Raw genomic sequence first — 19,320 nt, 5'->3', positions numbered from 1 at the left:
CTGCAGAAACAGCCAAGTCGACAGCAGGGATCACGGCTTAACTACGCGGCCTTGCCTCTTGGTAGGGCCGGATCACAACGGAAGCCTGTCCGCTACTCATGATCGGCAGTCTGGCACCGAACCCCCTCGTGAAAAAACAGTCGACCACCCAATGGATGCCGGGGCGGGGTTGACGCCTTATCCAGATCGGATGTCTGCGGCGACGTCGGATCGCTGCCACGATCCCGGAAAAGAAGGATCAGCTGACCCACCGCAGGAAGCGAGGGGCGCGGGGCGGTCGGCCGTACGCTTTCGATCCGGAGGTCTACAAGCGGCGCAACGTGGTGGAACGCGTGATCGCGCGGCTCAAGCGGTACCGCGCGCCGGCCTCTCGCTACGCCAAACGCGCGGTCATCCACCGCAGCCAGATCCTGCTGGTCGCCACCGTGGACCGGCTCTCATGATTCACGGGACAGGCTCAGTCCGTGCGCATCGTGGTGAGCAGGAGGCGCAGCAGCGCGCCTCGATCGGCGAAGCCCTTGGCGGGGGTGGCGTGCCCGGTGACGACCAGGTCTGCCAGTCCGTGCGTGACGGACAACAGCACGGCTGACAGGTCCGTCGGCGAGGGTGAGCCGGGCAGCGCGCCGGCGGCCTGGGCGTCGCGTACCGCGGCTGCCAGAAGTTGGTACGTCGCCTGTGCCTCTGCGACGAGGTCGGGGTTTCGACCACCTGTGAGGTCGGTCCCGAAGATCAGTCGATAGTGCTCCGGCCGGGTCGCGGCGGTTTCCACGTATGCCTCCAGCATGCCCACCAGTCGGTCCAGCGGGTCGTCGGCGGTGGCTCGCTCGGTGGCGGTGAGCATCGACTGCCGCAGTTGTCGCATGGCCTCGGCGGCGACGGCGGCGAGCAACTCGTCCTTGTCGCTGAAGTGCCGGTACGGCGCCCCTCGGCTGACGCCCGCGGCAGCGCCGAGCGCGCGCAGCGTCACCGCCTCCAAGCCGTCGCTTTCCAGGATCTTGCTTGCCGTCCGCAGCAGGCTCTCACGGGTCCGCGTGGCGCGGGTGACCTGGCCGTCCGGCATACGCCCCCTCCTCAAAGTTGACATTGTCAACAACATCCGATTATTTTGTTGACGATGTCAACATAGCAGGGAGATGACCATGTCACCGAAGGCCGTACCCGTCACCGTCCGGGCGGTCAGCCCCGCCGACCCGCAGACCAGCTTCCGGATCGGATCCACGGTCGACCTGACCCGGATCTTCACTGGCTTCGGTCCGCTGCCGGCAGTCGTCAGCGTGGCCAACCAGTCCGGGACCTGGGACCATGTCGGCGTTGCCCGTAACCCGGTGCTGTCCGACGGCACCAGCGCCTACGAGCAGATCACCGCGTACGATCAGCCCACCGGCTTCGCCTACGAGGTCAGCGGATTCACCAACGTGCTGAACCGCTTCGTGGTCGGCGCCCGCGGATCGTGGGTCTTCACACCCGCTCCCGGTGGCGGCACCGCGATCGAGTGGACGTACGCCTTCCGGCCCCGCCCGTTCCGCGGACTCGCGGTCCGCTTCTTCCTGGCCCCGCTGTGGCGGCCGTACATGCGCCGCGCACTCGCCGCCGCAGTCCGCGAGATCGTCACCGCACGCGAACCCCTCTTTGGCAGGCCCAGGTGAGACATCGGGAGGAAGTACTCTTCTGAACTGCATGTAGGGCGAGAACAGGACCGTTGACGATCGTGACCTTGACTGCTGCCGACCTGGGTGCCGGGCGGGCGGCGGCCTGATCGCGGTCAGGCCGATCCGGCCGCATCCCCGCCGACGCCGCGTGCGGCCCGGATCCGACGCCATACCGCGGCAACAGCCAGTGCGACCAGCGTGGTGAGCAGAGCCGCCATGTACGCGATCGATTTGGCCGTGTTGACGGCGCTCAGGACGGCCGCCACCGCGTCGAGGCGGTCGGGGTACCTGGCGATCAGCACGGTGATGCCGATGTCCTCGGCGTAGTTCAGCACCGCGCCCGCCAGGGGCAGTCCCGGGGCCAGCGCGCACAGCCGGCCGGGCACCGGCAACCGGGTGGCGGCGTAGCGCAGTCCCAGGGCGGTGAAGGCGGTGAACGCCAGCACGAGCGGGACGTCGAGCAGCAGGACGAGCAGGTGGTCGCGCCGCCCGCCCGGGCCGTAGGCGGCCAGCCAGGCGTAGGCGGTCTCCGCGGTGTAGCCGCCGCTGCGCGGCTCGGCGAGGTTGCGGGCGCCGAGCAGGTTGAGGATGCCGACGCCGGCGGCGTCGTGGAAGGCGGTGGTGGCCGCGTACATCGCCCCCAGCAGGGCGGCGAATGTCGCCGCCGCGGCGGCGACCGCGCGCCCGGTGGCGTGGCGGTCGAGGAAGGCGGTCATGATGACGGCCTCCTGAGGGCGGCGAGCGCCGCCTGTTCGATGACGGTGTCGTGCCCGGTCTCGCCGAGCAGGTCCAGGGCGCCGGGTGCGGCCAGCGTGGCCAGGATGATCGGGCGCAGCACGCAGCCGAAGAAGATGCCGGCCAGCAGGTTGGCCTGGCCGTCGCGGATCACTCCGGCGTGCTGCCCGGCGGCGACGATGCCCTCGACGATCTCCACCGGGTAGACCGTGCCCTCCGGCAGGTGGGGCAGGAACGCCGGGGTGCGCACCAGGGTGAACACGAACGCGTCGGGGTCCTCCCGGTAGGCGGCCAGCACCGCGCGGATCACCGCGGTGAGCTTGGCGGCCGGGTCGTGTGGCCCGTCGGCGATGGCCTGCAGTCGCTCGGCGTAGCGAGCGAAGTACCTGGTGTACAGCTCCTGGGCGATGGCCTCCTTCGACGGGTGGTGGCGGTACAGCGCCGATTCGGCGACGCCCGCGCGCTCGGCGATGTGCCGGGTGCGGGTGGCGTCGTAGCCGTACTCGGCGAAGCACGACAGCGCCGCGCGCAGGATGGTGTCCTTCTGGCTGGCCCGTGGCATGTCGTCTCCCTTCAGGTTCGTGGTGCCGACGGTTCAGGTTCGTGATGCGGCCGACGTGGATTCGGCGTCCGCGGGCGGCGCGGGTCCGGCGCCGATGAGGCTGCGCCGTGCCGGATCGGCCGACGGCAGCGGGGTCCGGGGCCGGCCGGCGGCGCGCTCACGCACCGCCCGGCGGTCGGCGACCGGCGATCCAGGGCAGCATTGGCCCCGTAGAGGATGAACGCCATACCCCTCCTGAAAGTGAATATTCACTATCATGGGGACGACGAAGGCGCCTGTCAACCACAAGGCCCCCTGTCGATGCGGCGCCACCGAGCACGTCACCGCGCCGATGCGGTCCGGCGGAGCCGTCCCGCGTCCTCACCGTGGAGACATCCGGTCACACTGCAGGTCATCCGGCCGCACTGCGTCCGTTTCCCTTCCGGCCAAGCAGCAATCGCCGCTTATCTATCGATTATGTTACTATCGTCTTCATGACGACCGTTTCAAAAACGATCGATTCACGGCATGTGGACGTGCTCATCGTCGGGGCGGGCCTGTCCGGCGTCGGCGCCGCATGGCACCTGCAACGGCACGACTGGACCTACGCGGTGCTGGAGGCCAGGGACCGCCTCGGCGGCACCTGGGATCTGTTCCGCTACCCGGGCGTCCGTTCGGACTCCGACATGTTCACCCTCAGTTATCCGTTCCAGCCGTGGCGGGGCGCCAAGTCACTGGCCGACGGCGACAGCATCCGCCGCTACATCGAAGACACCGCCCGCGCACACGGGATCGACCGGCACATCCGCTACGGAGCCGAGGTGGTCTCCGCCACGTGGTCGTGGAAGGGACCCCAGTGGGTGGTCGAGACGCAGGAGGGCGGCCGCTCCCGGACATGGACGTGCTCGTTCCTCTACGTCTGCGCCGGTTACTACGACTACGCCCGAGGCCATCAACCGGACTTCGCGGGCGCAGAACGCTTCGGCGGCCGGTTCGTGCATCCGCAGTTCTGGCCGGAAGACCTCGACGTGGCCGGCAAGAAGGTGGTGGTGATCGGCAGCGGGGCCACCGCGGTCACCCTCGTGCCCGCACTGGCCGAGACGGCGGCGCACGTCACGATGCTGCAGCGATCACCCACCTACCTGGCCTCCCAGCCCGCGGTCGATCGGACGGCCGACACGCTGCGCCGCCTTCTTCCCGCCCGGTTCGCGCACGCGCTCATCCGCGGCAAGAACGTGCTGAGCAGTCAGCTGACCTACTGGCTGAGCCGGCGCTTCCCCGAACAGACCAAGCGGTACCTGCGCGAGGGCCTCCTGCGTCTCCTGCCGGATCCGGCCTACCTGGACCGGCACTTCACCCCCCGCTACCAACCGTGGGACCAGCGATTGTGCGTGGTGCCCGACGGGGACTTCTTGCGGCAGGTGTCCGCCGGGCGGGCGTCGGTGGTCACCGACAAGATCACCCGCTTCACCGCCGGCGGGATCGAACTGGAGTCGGGCGAATCCCTGGACGCCGACGTGGTCGTCTCCGCGACGGGGCTGTCGCTGGTCCCCCTCGGCGGGATCCGGCTGTCGGTGGACGGGCGGGCGATCGACGTGGCGCAGACCACCGCCTACCGCGGGCTGATGCTCAGCGGCGTGCCCAACCTGGCCTTCTGCGTCGGGTACACCAACGCCTCCTGGACACTGCGGGCCGACCTGTCCTCGCGCTACGTCGTCCGACTGCTCGATCACATGCGGCGGCGCGGCCTCACCACCGCGATGCCCGCCGTGCCGCCCCGGCAGGCCGGACGGCCCCTGCTCGGCCTGACCTCCACCTACGTTCAGCGCGCCGCGCACCTGTTCCCTCAGCAGGGCGAGCGCGACCCCTGGGCCGTCACCCAGAACCACCTCCTCGACCGGGCGAGATTCGCCTTCCTCGATCTTCGCAAAGGCATGGTCTTCGATGACTGAACCGGACAAGCGCACCGTGGTCGCCCTGGGTGGGGCCGGAGCGATGGGCAGGCCCGCGGTCGAAGTGATGGCCGCCCGCGGCGACATCGCGGAACTGGTGATCGCCGACCGCGACCTGGCCGCCGCCGAGCGACTGGCCGACCGGCTGGCGGGCGGCGCCACGCCGCTGACCCCGCATGCGGCCGACGCCACCGATCCCGTACGGCTGCGCGACCTCTTCCAGGACGCGGACCTCGTCATCAACACCACCGGCCCCTTCTTCCGGCTCGGCGTGCCCATCCTGCAGGCGGCGATCGACACCGGCACCCACTACGTCGACATCTGCGACGACTGGGAGCCGACGCTGGACATGCTCGCGCTGGACACCGAGGCACACGACGCAGGCGTGATCGCCGTGATCGGCGCCGGGGCGAGTCCGGGCACCAGCAACATGCTGGCCGCACTCGCGGCCCGCGAGCTGGACACCGTCGACGACCTTCACACGGCCTGGCCGGTGGACGTGCCCTTCGTCGGTGACGACCCGGCCGATGACTCCGTGTCCGGCCTCTCAGCCGCCACCGTCCACTGGATGCAGCAGCTGTCCGGGACGATCAGGACGTGGAGCGCCGGCGAGCCCGCCGAACGGCCGCCCCTGGAAGCGGTCACCCTGCACTACCCGGGACGGAGAAAGGGCACCGCCTACACCGTCGGCCACCCCGAGCCGGTGACGCTGCCGCGGACCCGCTCGGTCATCCGCGGCTCGACCTGCGTCATGGTGGTCCGGCCGCTGACCGCCGCCTATCTGATGACCCTGCGCGACGACATCGACCGCGGGAGGCTGACCCTGGAGCAGGCCGCCGCCGCACTCGACGACCCGGGCGCGCGCCGCCTCGCCCGATCCGCCGTCCACCGGCTCTCACTGCGCGGACCCGGTGCGCTGCCCGCCTTCTTCGCGCTGGCCACCGGGACCCGTGGCGGCCGGCCGTACACGATCGGAGCACGGCTCGTCGCCTCTCCCCGGGGAATGGCCAGAGCGACCGGAATCCCCCTGGCTCTGGCGGCCGGGCAGATCCTTGACGGGTCGGTCCGCACACCCGGCGTCCACGCTCCCGACGCGGTGCTCGACCCCGACCGGTACTTCGACGAGCTGGCCGCCCACAGCGATCCTCCGCGGGGCGGGCGCGGCCAGGTGGTCGAAGTGGACCGTGCCTGATGGCCGGCCCGGCGATCCGCGGTGACGTCGCCCCCGGGTGGCGACCGGTGCGCGAGGCCTTCACCGCGATCATGCACAGGCCGGGCGAACTCGGTGCGGGCCTGCACATCGTGCACCGCGGCGCGACCGCCGTCGATCTCTACGGCGGAAGCCACGGCCCGGACACCCGCCAGGTGATCTTCTCCGCGTCCAAGGGCGTCGCCGCCGCGTGCCTGGCGGTGCTGGCCGACCGCGGCGAACTCGACTTCGAAACCGCGGTGGCCAGGTACTGGCCGGAGTTCGGCCGCCACGGCAAGTCGCAGATCACCGTCGCGCAACTGCTGAGCCATCAGGCCGGGCTCATCGCACCCGCGCGTCCGGTCACCCTCGCCGAGGTGCTCGACGGGCGTCCGCTCGCCGACGCCCTGGCCGATGAACGCCTCCGCTGGCCGCCGGGCCGGCCCGCCTACCACGCGGTCACCTGGGGCACCCTCGCCGACGAGCTGGTGCGCCGCGTCACCGGCGGACGCCTCGGCGAAGTGCTCACCGAACTGATCTGCCGCCCCCACGACCTGGCGATCAGCATCGGGACGCCTGACGGCCCGCCGCCCGCCCCGGTACACGCCGCCACCCGGGTTCCCCTCCTGGTACGGCTGACCACCACGATCTACGCACGACCCGGGACACCACTGTGGCAGGCGATGACCGTACGCGGCGCCATCGACGAGGCGCCCGAGGTGTGGGTGCGCCGCCCGCAGACCCTCACCGCCCACCTTCCCGCCGCCAACGCCGTCGCCACCACGCGATCCTTGGCCCGGCTCTACGCCATGCTCCTGCCGGAGGCGGGTACTGCGCTGGTCAGCGGGCGCACCCTGCGCGCCGCCGTACGGCCGCGCGTGGCAGGCAGGGACCGCGTCCTCGGCATCGCCTCGGCCTTCGGATGCGGGTTCGCCCTGCCGAGCCGCGCCTGGCGGCTGGGGTCTCCGTCCGCCTTCGGTCACCCGGGAATCGGGGGCGCGCTCGGGCTCGCCGATCCCCGACGCGGCCTCGCGCTGGCCTTCCTCCCCCGCTCCATGCCCGCCGACGCGCTGGACGACCCCCGCCACCGCATCCTGCTGGAAGCGGTGGCGAAGGTCATCGGGCCGTGAACGCCGGTAAACTCCTTCCACACCGTCCGCCCGCACCGCCGTGGAAGGCCGCAGCATGAACGCCGCACCTCACCTGCCGGGCCCGGACGTCCAGGTCCCCACCCGGATGCTCGTCGAAGCGCTCGTCCGCACCGACCTCACGGTCGACACCGGTGAGCTCTACGCCACCGGCAATCTGCTGGGCATGACCGACCAGCAGGTGCGCCTGTGCATCAAGCGGCTGGTCGCCGAAGGCCGCTTCCACCACGAAGGCAGGGGACGCAAAGGACTCCTGCGGGCCACCGGCGCCACCGAGCAGCTCCTCGGTTTCGACGCCGAGTTCATCGCCCACGCCTTCCGCCAGGATGCCGGGCTCGCCCCCTGGGACGGCACCTGGCACCTGGTCGCCTTCGCCGTCCCCGAGACCGCCCGCACCGCACGCGACGCCCTGCGCGCCGCGCTCACCCGCCTGGGCGGAGCGCCCCTCCAGGGTGGCCTCTACCTCAGCGCCAACCCGTGGGAACGCTACGTCGAGGACCATGCCCGCCACCTGGACGTCCTCAGCCACCTCACCTTCGCCACGACCCGGGACCTGCGCCGAGGCGACCAGAACGATCCCGCCGCGCTTGTCCGCGCCCTGTGGCCACTGGACGAGATCGCCGAGCGTTATCACCGGCTCGCCGCCGTCGCCCGACCGCGTCTGGAGCGCCTCCGCGACCACACCGGCCTGTCCGAAGCGCAGCGCCTGACCATCGCGGTGGAACTGGCCGCCGAATTCACCCGCGCCATGGAGCCCGACCCCCTCCTGCCGCCTCAGCTGCTCCCGCACCCCTGGCCCGGCAGCCAGGCACGCGCACTGGTCGCGCAGTGCTGGTCGCTCCTGAACGACAACGCCGAGCCGGACAGCGAGCACACCCGCCTCTTCCGCCTCTACGGCGACGTGGAAAGCACAGCAGCCCCTCGCACGTGACGGGCACCGAATCCGCGCCCAGCGGGCCGTCACGCTGGAGGCCGCCTACCAGGCCGACCCCGACCGGTTTGGCAGGAGACCGGTTCCGCCCAGGATCCCCGCCACAGCATCGGGCGGCGGAGAGCGCCTCGTCGCTGGCCGGGTATGTCGCAGCGTTGGGCGGTGGGAAGCTGGCGGCCGATCCCGGGACGCGCTGGGCTTACAGCAACGCCAACTATGAGATAGCCGCGCGGCTGGTGGAGGTGGCCAGCGGGCAGAGATTCGGGGATTACCTGAAGGAGCGGGTGTTCGAGCCGCTGGGGATGAGCGGGAGCGGTGTCGGTGATCCTCGGGTCAGGCCGGCCGACGGGTTCAACTCGCTGCGGTCTTTCCTGTGCAGCGCCGACGGCTTGTGCACGGCGGTCCGGCCACTCCTGTCACTGCGCACGCGGTACTGCGGATCGTCGGCCGAGGCGTTCACGGTGCGCCCCGCCTCCTCGGTCCGTTTCGTGATCTTCTTCTCGACCTTTCCCGAGGCCGACGAGCCGTGGCTCTTCCAGGTGACCTCGTCGCCCGCGGAAAGCTCGTCCTTTTCGCGCTTACCGGTCATGGTCCTTTACTGCCCATACAGAAACAGTCAATAACTCACATAAAGGATAAATAGGATGATTATTAAATGAGGTGTCATCAGCAGTCAGACTGCTCGGCAGACCGGGACGGCGGACAGGATCCGGCGGAGGAGCAGCCCGGCCCGCCACCAGGCCGGGATGATCAGGGAGCCCGTGGCGGATCCTGCTGTCGCTTGGGCATCGTTCGTGGTGGCCACTGTGGCGGGTGCGTTTGACGGAGCGGGGGTAGGTGCGGTGGCGGCACGCCAGGCCGTCCTCATCCGCGCGAACATGCGATGCGAAAACCCCTGTTGCTCTGACTCCGCCTACACCCTCGATGTCAGCGACCAGGGGGAGGCACTGCTGCAGGTCCACCACGTCGACGAGCACGCCCAAGGCGGCCGCGACTGCCCGGCGACCAGGTCCAGGTCACCGAGGCGGCGCTCACCACCGCGCCCCAGCGGGTGGCGAAGGCGCTGGGCATCGCGGTCGGCGCGGTTGACCGCCGCGCAGACGAGCGGCGACCGGCCGCACCCCGTATATCGAGATGCCGTGCCAGGCCCGACCGGCGATACTGCTCCGATGCGTCACCTGGCCTATCCCAAGATCCCCGTAGTCGAGCGGTCCGGTACGGCGGCCGGCGGCGGGCAGTGGGTGGCGACCGAGAAGGTCCACGGCGCCCAGATGGTGATCGCCTGCGACGGCCGGGACGTGTCCGTCGGCAAGCGCAAGGCGTGGCTCCGCGACGACGAACCGTTCTTCGGCTGGCAACTCCTGCGCGCCGCCTTCGAGAAGGCGGCCCAGGCCGCCTTGTCCCGGGGCGGTACGGCCGTGCACGTCTACGGCGAGCTGTACGGCGGCGGCTACCCGCATCCCGAGGTCCCGCCGGCGCCGGGCGCCACCCCGGTCCAGACGGGGGTCTGGTACAGCCCGGAGATCCGCTTCGCCCTCTTCGACGTGTTGCGTCAGGAGGCCCCGGACGACTCCGGCGTGTTCCTCCCGTACTCCGACGTCGCTCAGATCGCCGCCGACGCCGGCCTCGACGCCGTGCCGCTCCTCGCCCGGGGCGGCCGGACGGACCTCGACGCCCTGCCGGTCCTCGCCCGGGGCGGCCGGACGGACCTCGACGCCCTGCCGGTCCGGTTCCCCACCCGAGTGCCGCAGTCGCTCGGCCTGCCCGCTCTGGCGGGCAACCTGGCCGAAGGGCTCGTGCTCCGGCCGGACGCCCCGCTGACGCCCGCCCGCCGGCCGGTTCTCAAGCGGAAGATCGAGGAGTTCGACGAGCAGCGTTTCGATCAGAGCCGTCCCTGGGATCCGCAGACCTTCCTCACCTTCGAGGAGCTGAGCGAAATCGCCTGCGCGATGGTCAACGGCCCGAGGTTCGCCGGCGCGCGGTCCAAGGTGGGGCCGTCCCCTCTCGATGCGCTTCTGGACGAGGTGGTCCTCGATGTCATGGTGGACCTGTCCCTTGCCTTCCCGGCGGCTACGGCGGCCCTCGGCGAGACCGAGGCCCGGCTGCAGGAGGTCGTTCGCATCGCGGCGGCGGCACAGACCCGTGGCTGTCCCGCATGACAGTCAACCAAGCTGACTCCACCGGAGAGTTGATCGCAGGCAGAGACTGCCGCGACGGCCCGGAAGGCGGTCGTGGCAAGCCGCGCTACGCAGTAGGAGTCGCCGCTTCCCGTCCACGACAGGAGAGTGAGGAGCAGGCGGCCCCGGAGAGGGCCAAACGGAACCGTCCTAGCCAGCACGCCGGTGCGGGCCTGCCGGTGAGAAGTGCCGTCGGCGCGGAGCGTGACCGGTTCACGCAGTGCCTCGATGAGCAGTCCGGAGGCCTCCAGGGCGCCGGTGTAGTCGCTCAGCGGCTGGTCCCAACCACTGAACACCATGGGCAGGCCGTCGCGCTCGACCTCCTGCTTGAACCGCCGACGTTCGAAGTAGGAACCGTCGAGCACGAACCTCTCACCGTCGAACCTGCCGGTGTCGGTGATCGGATGAGTGATGGCCGGCACCGGTCGGCCACCAGGAGCAAGGACCCGGGCCGCCTCACGGACCGAGCTGTCTCCGTGTTCCTGGACGCTTGAACACGGTCCAGGAACACCAGCCAGCCGGGCACCCGGACCACGCAGGCAGCAGAGGCGGGAAACGCAAGAACCGATCTCGCCTGAGTCGCCGCCTCAGGTCGATCCACAGGCCGAGCGTCCTGCGGCGGCTTTGGGACATGAATCTGGTCGGGGCCGGGTCACCGGAGGGCTCCAGGTGGGATTCAGGCGAGGATTCCCCGGCCACGACCGTCAGGCGGCTCAGCTGCACGGTGACGAAGAACAGCCCGGCGTTCCATCGCGCCGCAACCGGCATCGTGTTCTACGCCGCGTCCGCATCCCCGGTGAAGGCCGCCCGATGGGCGAGGGCCCACTGGCGGAAGGTACGCGGCGGCGTCCCGGTCACCTTCGCCACGGTGGGATGGATCCGGGACTCGTCCAAGGTCCCGTCGCCGTAGAAGCCGAAGAGGGCCCGGATGTACTCCTCCGGCACCCGTCCGGCCATATCGGCCCTGGCCTCCTCATCCGACAAGGCGCGGAAGCGCAGGTCACGGCCGAGTACGTCGGCCAGTACGGCCAGCCGCTGCGCCGGCAGCAGACGTTCGGGCCCGCTGAGCGGGTAGACGTGTCCGTCGTGTCCGGGGTCGAGCAGGGCACGGACGGCCACGGCGGCGATGTCGTAGGGGTCGGTGGAGGCGATCGGCACGTCGCCGAAGGCGTCCGCGACGACGTCGCCCGCACGCAGCTGCGGCAGCCAGCGCAGCGCGTTGGACATGAACGCGTTGGGCCGCAGGATCGTCCAGTCGAGCCCCGACTCGCGCACCGCCGTCTCCGAGCGGATCATGTACTGCGAGACGGCGTTGCGGGTGTCGGCGGACACCGCGGCCAGGCTGGACAGCAGCACCACCCGTTCCGCCCCCGCCTGCCGCAGCCGGGCGAGCAGGCCGGGCATGTCGCGGTAGCCGGGCAGCAGGAACACCCCCCGTACGCCGTCGAGGGCGGTGGCGAGCGAGCCGGGCCTGTCGAGGTCTCCGACGGCCTGCTCGACCGGCAGGTCGGCGGGGGCGCGCACCAGTGCGCGCACCGGTTCTCCCGCGCGGACGAGGGCCTGGACGACTTCACCGCCGACGTTTCCGGTGGCTCCGGTGACGAGGATCACCGCAGCGTCCTGCCGAAGTGCGCGGCCACGGTGTCGACCGACACCGTCACCTGGGGTTCGGTGTCGTAGAAGTCGAACTGGGTGCCCTGGGTCCAGAGGATGTCCCCGGGCCCGGCCAGCCCGGCGTGGAAACGGCGTGCGCCGTCGGGAATGGCGGCGTCCTTACTGTGCACGAGCAGGGTGGGCTGGGTGATCTGCGGGGCCAGGGCGATGGAGTCGTAGGTGAGCCAGTCCGGCCAGGCCATGACGGCGAACCGGTTGGGCCAGGCGGGGATGCCGCCTCGGGCCGGGTTGAGATAGAAGTCGATGTCGTACGGCATGGCGGCGTGCGGGTCGGTGGCGCTGACGACCGGCACATAGTCGATCTCACCGGTCTCGTCGTAGCGGGAGCGCGCCTCCCGCCCGGTCTTGATCTTCTCGGCCACCGCCTCCGCGCCCCCGTAGGCGCTCTCGCAGATGGCGGCGTCGTGCAACCACGGCGCCACCAGCGCCAGGGACTTCACCCGGGCGTCGTGGGCGGCGTTGTCGGCCATGTACATCGCCGCGGCGCAGATGCCCAGCGCGCCCAGCCGGTCGCCGTCGACCTTCGGGTGGGAGGCCAGAAAACCGATCGCGTGGTGGATGTCGCGCACCTTGCGTGCGGGGTTCTCCGCATCCCGCGGCTCCCCCTCGGATTCACCGAAGCCGGTGAAGTCGAACGACAGGGCGGCGTACCCGCATTCGGCCAGGCGCTCGGCGTAACGGTCGGCCATCAGCTCCTTGACGCTGGTCCAGGTGCCCGCCACGACCACGCCGGGCGCCCGCTCCACCCCCTCGGGAAGGAACAGGTTGCCGGTCAGGACCGCGCCCCCGCCGTCAAATGTGATCTTGTTCATGCGTACTCCAGGGTGGCTTCGGTGATCAATCCGTTCCCGCGGTGGTGAGTGCCCTCATCGGATGCCGTCGCTCCAGGCCATGGTCATCACGACGCCGGTGATGCGCCAGCCGTCGCCGGTGGTCACCAGGTCGAAGCGGTAGGTGCCGCCCAGCGTCCACAGGGTGTCGTCGGGTCTGCGGTGGGTGGCCTGGAAGGAGGCGGTGCACACCGCGGTGTCGCCGTCGACGGCGACCAGATGGTTGCCGAGCAGGTGCTGGGTGGTCTTGTAGGCACCCAGCGCGTTCTGCCAGCCGTCGATGATCTGCGCCGGGGCGAGGACGGCGGGCTCGCCGCCGTTGAGGCTGGTGTAGTCGAGGGTCACCGTGTCGGCGAACACCTCGGCCAGACTGTCCCACTCGCGCTGGTCGGCGTGCCAGGCCATCCGGGTGCAGACGTCGATGACGTCGAATCGATCCATGCGGTCAGCCTGCCGCGCCCCGGCGTCGCGGGGGGAGATGGAGAAGTTGCAGGTCCGGGTGCAGGAAGCTGCACCCGGACCTCACAGCCAGCCGCGTTCCTTCGCCAGCAGGGCGGCCTGGAAGCGGGTGGCGGCGCCCAGGCGGGCCATCAGGTCGGCGACGTGGGCGCGGAACTTGCGGACGGAGACGGCGAGCGAGCGCGCGGCGGCTTCGTCGGTGTCGTGGCACGTGAGGGCGTGCAGGACCTGCTGCTCGATCGGGGACAGGGACGGGTCGTCCAGGTCGCGGGCGCGTTCCCACATGCCGTCGAAGACGTCGGCGAGCATGGCCACCACGCCGAGCTGGCGGATCTGCAGGGCACCGGCCTTCGGGTCGGCCGGGTCGGCCTGGACGAAGGCGACGGCGCGGTTGACGATGGCCAGGTGCCGGATCGGCTCGGTGGTGACCCGGTGCAGATCGCCCAGGGCGCACATGCTCCGGGCGTAGGGTTCCTGGGCGGGGTCGTCCAGGGTGCGGGCGCAGAAGAGGGTGCGGCTGCGCAGACCGCGGGCGAGGAAGCCCTTGAAGGCCGGGATGACGGAGCCGGTCTCCGCGTAGAACGCGCGGTCCTTCATGTGGGTGAACTCACCGGGATCCTCGTTCATCAAGGTGTGCATGCGGCGGGTGACCGCCGGCCCGTCCGGCAGATGCTCCACCAGTTGCACGGACCGGCCGCTGCGGTGTTCCTCGGACAGTTCGGTGAGCACGTCCCAGGCCAGGCTCAGTTCGGCGAGTTGGCGCTGGGTCTGCGACATGCGCCGCCGTACCAGCAGATTCACGGCGGCGGCCGGGGGAAGTACGGCCGGCAGGCCATCGACCAGGCCGAGGGCTTCGAGCTCGGCGAGCACGGCGCGGGCATCCGGCATGCACAGGTCGACGGCGGCGCGCTCCACGTCGGAACGAGGCTCGCGGAGCAGGTAGCGGTAGAGCCGCTCCTGCTGGGTGGTCAGCCCCAGGCTGGTCAGGGTCATCGTCACCCTCCAAGGTGGTGCGGGTTCATCGGCGGACCGTCGTGGCGGCCGGGGTGCCGGAGAAGGCGTGCATCGGATCGGCGGCCGTACTCCGATCATGCTCAGAACGGGTACGGCCGCGCAGGCGCAGCGCTACGAGGCGATGCGAGACGGGGCGGTCGAGCCCTTCTCCGCTCGTCGCGCCCTGCGGCCCGCCTCGATCGAGGCGCCCGTCCAGGCCGAGCACCCCGCCGACCTGCTCTGACGGCACTCACCGAACCGACCGCATCGTTCCTGCCGGCCGCGGTCGGAGACCCGCGGCGGAGATCACGGTCGGCGAACCCCTCGAGTGATCGCGTCCGGCACCCGGTGCCGGTGTCGCCGATCCGTCATCAGCGGCCGGCACCGGCGGCAAGGAGGCTCATTCGTACTCCGTCGAACGACTGATTCATGCGTTTCGAGGATCAAGTACGGTTGACACCCGGAACAACGACGAATCCCGCAAGATCACATTCAGTAGGAGCTAACGGATCAGGTCAGGCGTGGAACTGCGCGACATCGAGATCTTCCTGGCCCTGGCCGAAGAACTGCACTTCGGCCGCACCGCCACTCGGCTGTGCCTGTCGCCGGCCCGCGTCACCCAGGCGATCCAGAAGCAGGAGCGGCTCATCGGCGCCCCGCTGTTCGAGCGCACCAATCGCCTGGTCCGGCTGACGCCCGTCGGCCGTCAGCTCCGCGACGACCTCCAGCCGCTGCACGCCGGGTTGAGGGAGAGCGTGCAGCGCGCCCAGCTGACCGGCCGAGGCATCACCGGCACGTTGCGCGTCGGCATGCTCCCCGCCAACATCCACGACCTGCGCCCCTACTGGGACGCCTTCCACCTTCGGCACCCGCAGCGGAGGCTGCGCATCCAGCGCACACGATTCAGCGATGCCTTCGCCGTGCTGCGCCGCGGGGACATCGACGTCCTGATCTGCTGGCTGCCCGTCGAGGAGCCCGACCTCACGGTGGGACCGGTCCTGTTCGCCGACCCCCGTGTACTGGCCGTGGCCGCCGACCACGAGCTCGCCCGGCGCACGTCGCTCTCGCTGGAGACGGTCGCCGATTTCCAGCACCCCCGCCCCGGAACCGGGCCCGACTACTGGTTCGACGCCTACGTTCCACGCCAGAGCCGCCGCGGCCGCCCGATCGAACGCGGTCCCCTGGTGCACGACACCGAAGAGGCCATCACCTTCACCAGCCTGGCCGAGACCGTCACCCTCTTTCCCTCCCACATGGCCCGCTACTGGGTACGGCCGGACATCGTCTACCTGCCGGTCCACGACATCGGCCCGCTGCCGTACGCGCCGGTGTGGCGCAGCGAGGCGGAGAACGAGTTGATCCGCTCCCTCGCCGATGTCATCCGTGACCTCGGCCCCCTCCCGTCGGGGAGCTGACCCGTACCGCTTCGAAGTTCACCGCACAGGGCCTGGACCGGGAGTCCTCCGGAGCGACTACGCGGCCCGGTGATGCTCGCCGGCCGGCCCGCCGGGTATCTCGCGGCGCCCGATCCGGCCTTCCCAGCGGTACGGCGGTCCGCGCATCGGACGGGCGCACGGCCCGTGAAGAGGATCGGTACGGGAATCAGCGGTGAACCGATCGAGCCGCGTCGGTCGCGGCCCGGACGAACTCGCGGACACGGCCGCCGGTGTTGGTGGTGAGCCAGATGGGACCCCACTGGATGGGCGGGGCGTCCTGGAGGGGGACGTAGGCGATGTCGGGGCGAGGATAGAAGCGGGCGGCGTGCTCGCCGACGGGGAAGACGCCCTGGCCGGCGGCGATGAGGGCGAGGGCCTCGCCGAAGCTCGTCGCCCGCGGGCCTTGGGGGACGAGCAGTCCGTCCCCGGTGCGCGACGGAGTCCGGTCGGACTGGAATCTCCGCGGGATGTCCACCGGCACCTGGATCACCGGATGGTCGGCGAGCGCCGCCACCGGTACCGCGTCCTTTCCGGCGAAGGCGTGGCCGGCCGGGACGGCCAGGAGCCGCGGCTCGGCCACCAGCACCGGGCCCGGGGTGAGACCTGGTTGGGCGGCGAACAGGATGTCGGTGATCTGGACGTCGATGTCGCCGTCGAAGAGCCGGGAGACGGTGTCGTGCCACTGCGTCTCGTGGATGTGCACTTCGCAGTCGGGGTGGCGGGCGGCGAACACGCCGACGGACTTGAGCAGGAGCTGTCCGGCGAGGGCGCCGAGGAATCCCACCCGCAGCACGCCGGTGACGCCCCGTCCCGTGTCGACCGCCCGCTGGAACGCGTCCTGGATGCCCTTCACATGCGGCCTCAGGTCATCGGCCAGCCGGGTGCCGAGCGGCGTGAGCCGGACGCGGCGGCTGGTCCGCTCGAACAGCGGCGCGCCGATCAGCCGTTCCACTTTTTTGATCGTCTGACTGACACGTCCCGGAGTGAGCCGCAGCCGCTCGGCCGTGCGGCCGAAGTGCAGTTCGTCGGCGAGTGTCAGGAAGATCTGGATCTCCTGCCGCTCCAGCATCATGCCCCCGATCGTTGAGTCCGGCTAACCACCGCTTCGCTGATCACGCGTTGATGCAGGTCAGCCTGGCGCACCATCGTTGGAGACCAGCGACACATGCTAACGAAAGTAGTGGAATGAGAGCGAAACGAAAGATCGTTTCCGGACTGTTCGTCTCTCTGGACGGGGTCGTGGAGGCGCCGGAGACCTGGCACTTCCCGTATCTGAACGAGGAGATGGACGCGGCGGTCGGCGCGATGCACGAGGAGGCCGACACCCTGCTGCTGGGCCGGGTGACCTACGAGACGTTCGCCGCGGTCTGGCCCCACCAGACCGGCGCGCTCGCCGACCGGATCAACAGCCTGCCCAAAATGGTCGTCTCGGCCACCTTGGGCGAGGCGGCCTGGGCGAACTCGACGGTGCTGGACGGCGACCTCGTCACCGCGCTGACCGAGGCCAAGAACCGGCCGGGCGGGAACATCAACCTGTCCGGCAGCATCACCCTGACCCGTGCCCTGCTGAAGGCCGGGCTCATCGACGAGCTCCGTCTCCTGGTCCACCCGGTCGTGCTCGGCGCCGGCCTCCGGCTCTTCCCCGAAGGCGCCGGCCGGGTGCCCCTGAAGCTGCTCCGATCCGCCACGTTCGCCACAGGCGTCATGGATCTGACCTACCGGCCGCTCTGAACCCACCCACCACCACGAACGGAGAAGACCATGAACGACGTCCGGATCAGGACACTCCAGGTTCCGGGAGCGAACCTGCACTACGAGGTCAGGGGTTCCGGGCCGCTGCTGCTCATGATCCCGGGTGCGCCCGCCGACGCCGGGGCGCTGGCCGGACTCGCCGCGGCGCTGTCCACCCGGTACACCGTCATCACCTACGATCAGCGCGGCCTGTCGCGCAGCCCGCTGACCGGACCCGCTCGCGATCAGGACGTGGCCGTCTTCACCGAGGACGCGCACCGGCTGCTCACCGCGCACGGCGGTGGACCCGCCTACGTACTGGGCAACAGCGGCGGCGCGCTCACCGCCCTGGACCTGGCCGCCCGCCACCCTGGGCAGGTCCGTGCCCTGGTGGCGCACGAGCCGCCGATTCCGGAGATGCTGCCCGACCGCGAGCACTGGCGGACGGTGTTCCAGAACGTCCAGGACGCCTACCGCGCCGAAGGGCCCGGCGCCGCGATGCAGAAATTCGTCGCCACGATCGAAGGGGAGCCCAGCGGCCCGCCACAGATGCCCGACTTCTCCCAGATGCCTCCCGAAATGCTGGAGATGATGGGCCGGATCCAAGGGAACATCGACTTCTTCCTCGCCCACGTCCTGCTGCCCGTGCTGCGCTTCGTGCCGGACCTCTCCGCGTTGCGCTCCGCCGCCGACCGGATCGCCGTCGGAGTCGGCGCGGCTTCGCCCGACGGCGTCCCTTTCCGCTCCGCCCTCGCACTCGCCGAGCACCTCGGCACCAAGCCGATCGAATTCCCCGGCGACCACCAGGGGCTCGCCTTCGACGCTCCCACCAGCGCCGGGATCATCCACGACGCCTTCACCCGCCTCACCCGGGATGCGGTTGCGTCCACGGAAGCGATGTAAGAGTCTCCCCTGGAGCGGATCGGCGGGCGCCCACGACTGATCGGGGTCGCACACGCCCCCGGTGGGCGCTCTGCCGAGAACGCCGGTCGGCGGCGGTCACTCGGCGGGCCGGGGCCCCGCGGCGCGCCGGAGCCGGTCGGCGATCGCCGGTCCCAGCCCTTCCTCCACCGGCAAGGACACGGCGATGGGGTTGCGCCCACGCTGGTCGAACTCGCGTATCCCCGGAAGGGAGGTGGAAGTCACGGACGGCGCGCCTCGGTCGCGCCCGAGCCGTCTCGCGGTGAGGGCGCGGCGTCGGCCTGTTCCGCGTCCCACCGGTCGAGGAGCCTGGGGAACTCCGGGCCATGAAGGCGTACATGTCGCGCATGCGCTCGAGCCGGGCGCGGGCGGCGGGATGGCCGCCCACCGCGGCGAGTCCCTGCTCGGCCGGGTGCCGGGCTCGATGCCCTTGCGGGCATCCGCACCCCGAGACGCCCGCCACGGCCTGTTCACTTTTCGTCGTCCTCCCCGCTGACCCGGCGGAGGGCGTCCGGCAACCCGTGCGGGTGGAGGTGGGGCAGCGGTCCCGCGCCTGGATCCTCACGCAGTTCCTTCACCAGCGCCACACAGAGCAGGAGCATGACGACCACGAACGGCAGCGCGACCAGGATCGTGGCCTGCTGCAGCGCCTCCAGTCCGCCGGCCAGCAGCAGCACCAGCGCGATCGCCCCGACCAGCACCCCCCACATCACCACCAGGGGCCGGGGAGGGTGGAGCGAGCCCCGGCTGGAGAGCGAGCCGAGCACCAGGGAGGCCGAGTCCGCGCTGGTGACGAAGTAGAGCGCCACCAGAGCCGCCGTGATCACGGTGGCGAGCGAGCCGAGCGGCAGGTGACCGAGGAGGGCGAACATCGCCGCCTCCGCTCCTTCTGCGATCTTTCCGGTGAAGTCCGCCGCGCCCGACAGCTGCAGCCATACGGCGCTGCCGCCGCTG

21 protein-coding genes and 2 pseudogenes are annotated in these 19,320 nt (G+C 70.7%); 12 read left to right on the top strand and 11 right to left on the bottom strand.

What is annotated here, in order from left to right:
• Positions 1 to 194 precede the first annotated feature (194 nt).
• Positions 195 to 383: pseudogene (locus IEZ06_RS33905) on the top strand (IS5/IS1182 family transposase); the annotation flags it as partial.
• Positions 384 to 457: 74 nt separating this feature from the next.
• Here the strand turns inward: IEZ06_RS33905 and IEZ06_RS33900 are convergent.
• Positions 458 to 1,060: a TetR/AcrR family transcriptional regulator gene (locus IEZ06_RS33900; protein ID WP_189240759.1), complete on the bottom strand. Its 603-nt coding sequence runs from the start codon at positions 1,058 to 1,060 to the stop codon at positions 458 to 460.
• Positions 1,061 to 1,139: 79 nt separating this feature from the next.
• On the opposite strand from IEZ06_RS33900, the gene IEZ06_RS33895 reads away from it, so the two are divergent.
• A complete protein-coding gene (locus tag IEZ06_RS33895) occupies positions 1,140 to 1,646 on the top strand; it encodes an SRPBCC family protein (protein ID WP_229799069.1) in 507 nt (168 codons plus the stop codon).
• A gap of 116 nt (positions 1,647 to 1,762) precedes the next feature.
• Here the strand turns inward: IEZ06_RS33895 and IEZ06_RS33890 are convergent, their stop codons facing one another.
• Together IEZ06_RS33890 and IEZ06_RS33885 are read right to left on the bottom strand one after the other, a co-directional pair.
• Positions 1,763 to 2,365, bottom strand: coding sequence for a hypothetical protein (locus IEZ06_RS33890; protein WP_189240757.1), 603 nt, complete (start codon positions 2,363 to 2,365; stop codon positions 1,763 to 1,765).
• Positions 2,362 to 2,946: a TetR/AcrR family transcriptional regulator gene (locus IEZ06_RS33885; protein WP_189240756.1), complete on the bottom strand. Its 585-nt coding sequence runs from the start codon at positions 2,944 to 2,946 to the stop codon at positions 2,362 to 2,364. Before IEZ06_RS33885 ends, IEZ06_RS33890 begins: the two co-directional genes overlap by 4 nt.
• A 473-nt stretch (positions 2,947 to 3,419) precedes the next feature.
• Here IEZ06_RS33885 and IEZ06_RS33880 point away from each other — a divergent pair, with 473 nt between their 5' ends.
• The 6 genes from IEZ06_RS33880 to IEZ06_RS33855 all read left to right on the top strand — a co-directional run bounded on the left by IEZ06_RS33880 (position 3,420) and on the right by IEZ06_RS33855 (position 10,304).
• Complete coding sequence (locus IEZ06_RS33880; RefSeq protein ID WP_189240755.1) at positions 3,420 to 4,877, top strand: flavin-containing monooxygenase; 1,458 nt, start codon at positions 3,420 to 3,422, stop codon at positions 4,875 to 4,877.
• A complete protein-coding gene (locus IEZ06_RS33875; protein ID WP_189240754.1) occupies positions 4,870 to 6,069 on the top strand; it encodes a saccharopine dehydrogenase family protein in 1,200 nt (399 codons plus the stop codon). Before IEZ06_RS33880 ends, IEZ06_RS33875 begins: the two co-directional genes overlap by 8 nt.
• The gene (locus IEZ06_RS33870; protein WP_189240753.1) at positions 6,069 to 7,196 is read left to right on the top strand and encodes a serine hydrolase domain-containing protein; all 1,128 of its coding nucleotides are present in this window, start codon (positions 6,069 to 6,071) and stop codon (positions 7,194 to 7,196) included. Before IEZ06_RS33875 ends, IEZ06_RS33870 begins: the two co-directional genes overlap by 1 nt.
• Before the next feature lie 55 nt (positions 7,197 to 7,251).
• Positions 7,252 to 8,145, top strand: coding sequence for a PaaX family transcriptional regulator C-terminal domain-containing protein (locus IEZ06_RS33865; protein WP_203872368.1), 894 nt, complete (start codon positions 7,252 to 7,254; stop codon positions 8,143 to 8,145).
• Entirely contained in the window at positions 8,043 to 8,768 is a 726-nt protein-coding gene (locus tag IEZ06_RS37875) for a serine hydrolase domain-containing protein (protein ID WP_444544046.1), read from the top strand. The genes IEZ06_RS33865 and IEZ06_RS37875 overlap by 103 nt, the downstream gene beginning before the upstream one ends.
• 546 nt (positions 8,769 to 9,314) lie before the next feature.
• On the top strand, positions 9,315 to 10,304 hold the full coding sequence (locus tag IEZ06_RS33855) for an RNA ligase family protein (protein ID WP_189240751.1): 990 nt from the start codon (positions 9,315 to 9,317) through the stop codon (positions 10,302 to 10,304).
• Between the two features lie 792 nt (positions 10,305 to 11,096).
• On the opposite strand, the gene IEZ06_RS33850 is transcribed toward IEZ06_RS33855, so the two are convergent.
• The 4 genes from IEZ06_RS33850 to IEZ06_RS33835 form a co-directional block, all read right to left on the bottom strand.
• Complete coding sequence (locus IEZ06_RS33850) at positions 11,097 to 11,933, bottom strand: NAD(P)H-binding protein (RefSeq protein ID WP_189240750.1); 837 nt, start codon at positions 11,931 to 11,933, stop codon at positions 11,097 to 11,099.
• On the bottom strand, positions 11,930 to 12,808 hold the full coding sequence (locus IEZ06_RS33845; protein WP_189240749.1) for an alpha/beta hydrolase: 879 nt from the start codon (positions 12,806 to 12,808) through the stop codon (positions 11,930 to 11,932). The genes IEZ06_RS33850 and IEZ06_RS33845 overlap by 4 nt, the downstream gene beginning before the upstream one ends.
• 54 nt (positions 12,809 to 12,862) lie before the next feature.
• Positions 12,863 to 13,267 carry a nuclear transport factor 2 family protein gene (locus IEZ06_RS33840; protein WP_189240748.1) on the bottom strand — a complete coding sequence of 135 codons (405 nt, stop codon included), beginning with the start codon at positions 13,265 to 13,267 and terminating at the stop codon, positions 12,863 to 12,865.
• An 81-nt stretch (positions 13,268 to 13,348) separates the two neighbouring features.
• On the bottom strand, positions 13,349 to 14,278 hold the full coding sequence (locus IEZ06_RS33835; RefSeq protein WP_189240747.1) for a helix-turn-helix domain-containing protein: 930 nt from the start codon (positions 14,276 to 14,278) through the stop codon (positions 13,349 to 13,351).
• 97 nt (positions 14,279 to 14,375) lie between these two features.
• Here IEZ06_RS33835 and IEZ06_RS33830 point away from each other — a divergent pair, with 97 nt between their 5' ends.
• On the top strand, positions 14,376 to 14,522 hold the full coding sequence (locus IEZ06_RS33830) for a hypothetical protein (RefSeq protein ID WP_203872367.1): 147 nt from the start codon (positions 14,376 to 14,378) through the stop codon (positions 14,520 to 14,522).
• A gap of 277 nt (positions 14,523 to 14,799) precedes the next feature.
• Entirely contained in the window at positions 14,800 to 15,693 is an 894-nt protein-coding gene (locus IEZ06_RS33825) for a LysR family transcriptional regulator (protein WP_189240745.1), read from the top strand.
• A gap of 187 nt (positions 15,694 to 15,880) precedes the next feature.
• Here the strand turns inward: IEZ06_RS33825 and IEZ06_RS33820 are convergent, their stop codons facing one another.
• Positions 15,881 to 16,786 (bottom strand): LysR family transcriptional regulator, encoded by a 906-nt coding sequence (locus tag IEZ06_RS33820; protein WP_229799067.1) that lies wholly within the window; start codon positions 16,784 to 16,786, stop codon positions 15,881 to 15,883.
• Positions 16,787 to 16,899: 113 nt separating this feature from the next.
• Here IEZ06_RS33820 and IEZ06_RS33815 point away from each other — a divergent pair, with 113 nt between their 5' ends.
• A complete protein-coding gene (locus IEZ06_RS33815; RefSeq protein WP_189240744.1) occupies positions 16,900 to 17,445 on the top strand; it encodes a dihydrofolate reductase family protein in 546 nt (181 codons plus the stop codon).
• A 30-nt stretch (positions 17,446 to 17,475) separates the two neighbouring features.
• Positions 17,476 to 18,348: an alpha/beta hydrolase gene (locus tag IEZ06_RS33810; RefSeq protein ID WP_189240743.1), complete on the top strand. Its 873-nt coding sequence runs from the start codon at positions 17,476 to 17,478 to the stop codon at positions 18,346 to 18,348.
• A 96-nt stretch (positions 18,349 to 18,444) separates the two neighbouring features.
• Here the strand turns inward: IEZ06_RS33810 and IEZ06_RS33805 are convergent, their stop codons facing one another.
• The 3 genes and pseudogenes from IEZ06_RS33805 to IEZ06_RS33800 all read right to left on the bottom strand — a co-directional run.
• Complete coding sequence (locus IEZ06_RS33805) at positions 18,445 to 18,591, bottom strand: Sua5 family C-terminal domain-containing protein (RefSeq protein WP_203872366.1); 147 nt, start codon at positions 18,589 to 18,591, stop codon at positions 18,445 to 18,447.
• A gap of 97 nt (positions 18,592 to 18,688) precedes the next feature.
• Positions 18,689 to 18,829, bottom strand: a pseudogene (locus IEZ06_RS37910) (hypothetical protein); the annotation flags it as partial.
• A 7-nt stretch (positions 18,830 to 18,836) separates the two neighbouring features.
• A partial coding sequence (locus tag IEZ06_RS33800) for a BCCT family transporter (protein ID WP_189240742.1) occupies positions 18,837 to 19,320 on the bottom strand: 484 nt, incomplete at its 5' end.

This window comes from Planomonospora antibiotica, from assembly GCF_014647955.1.
GTDB lineage: Bacteria > Actinomycetota > Actinomycetes > Streptosporangiales > Streptosporangiaceae > Planomonospora > Planomonospora parontospora.
The sequence above is the reverse complement of the archived record's forward strand: the minus strand, read 5'-3'. Positions and strand labels throughout refer to the sequence as shown.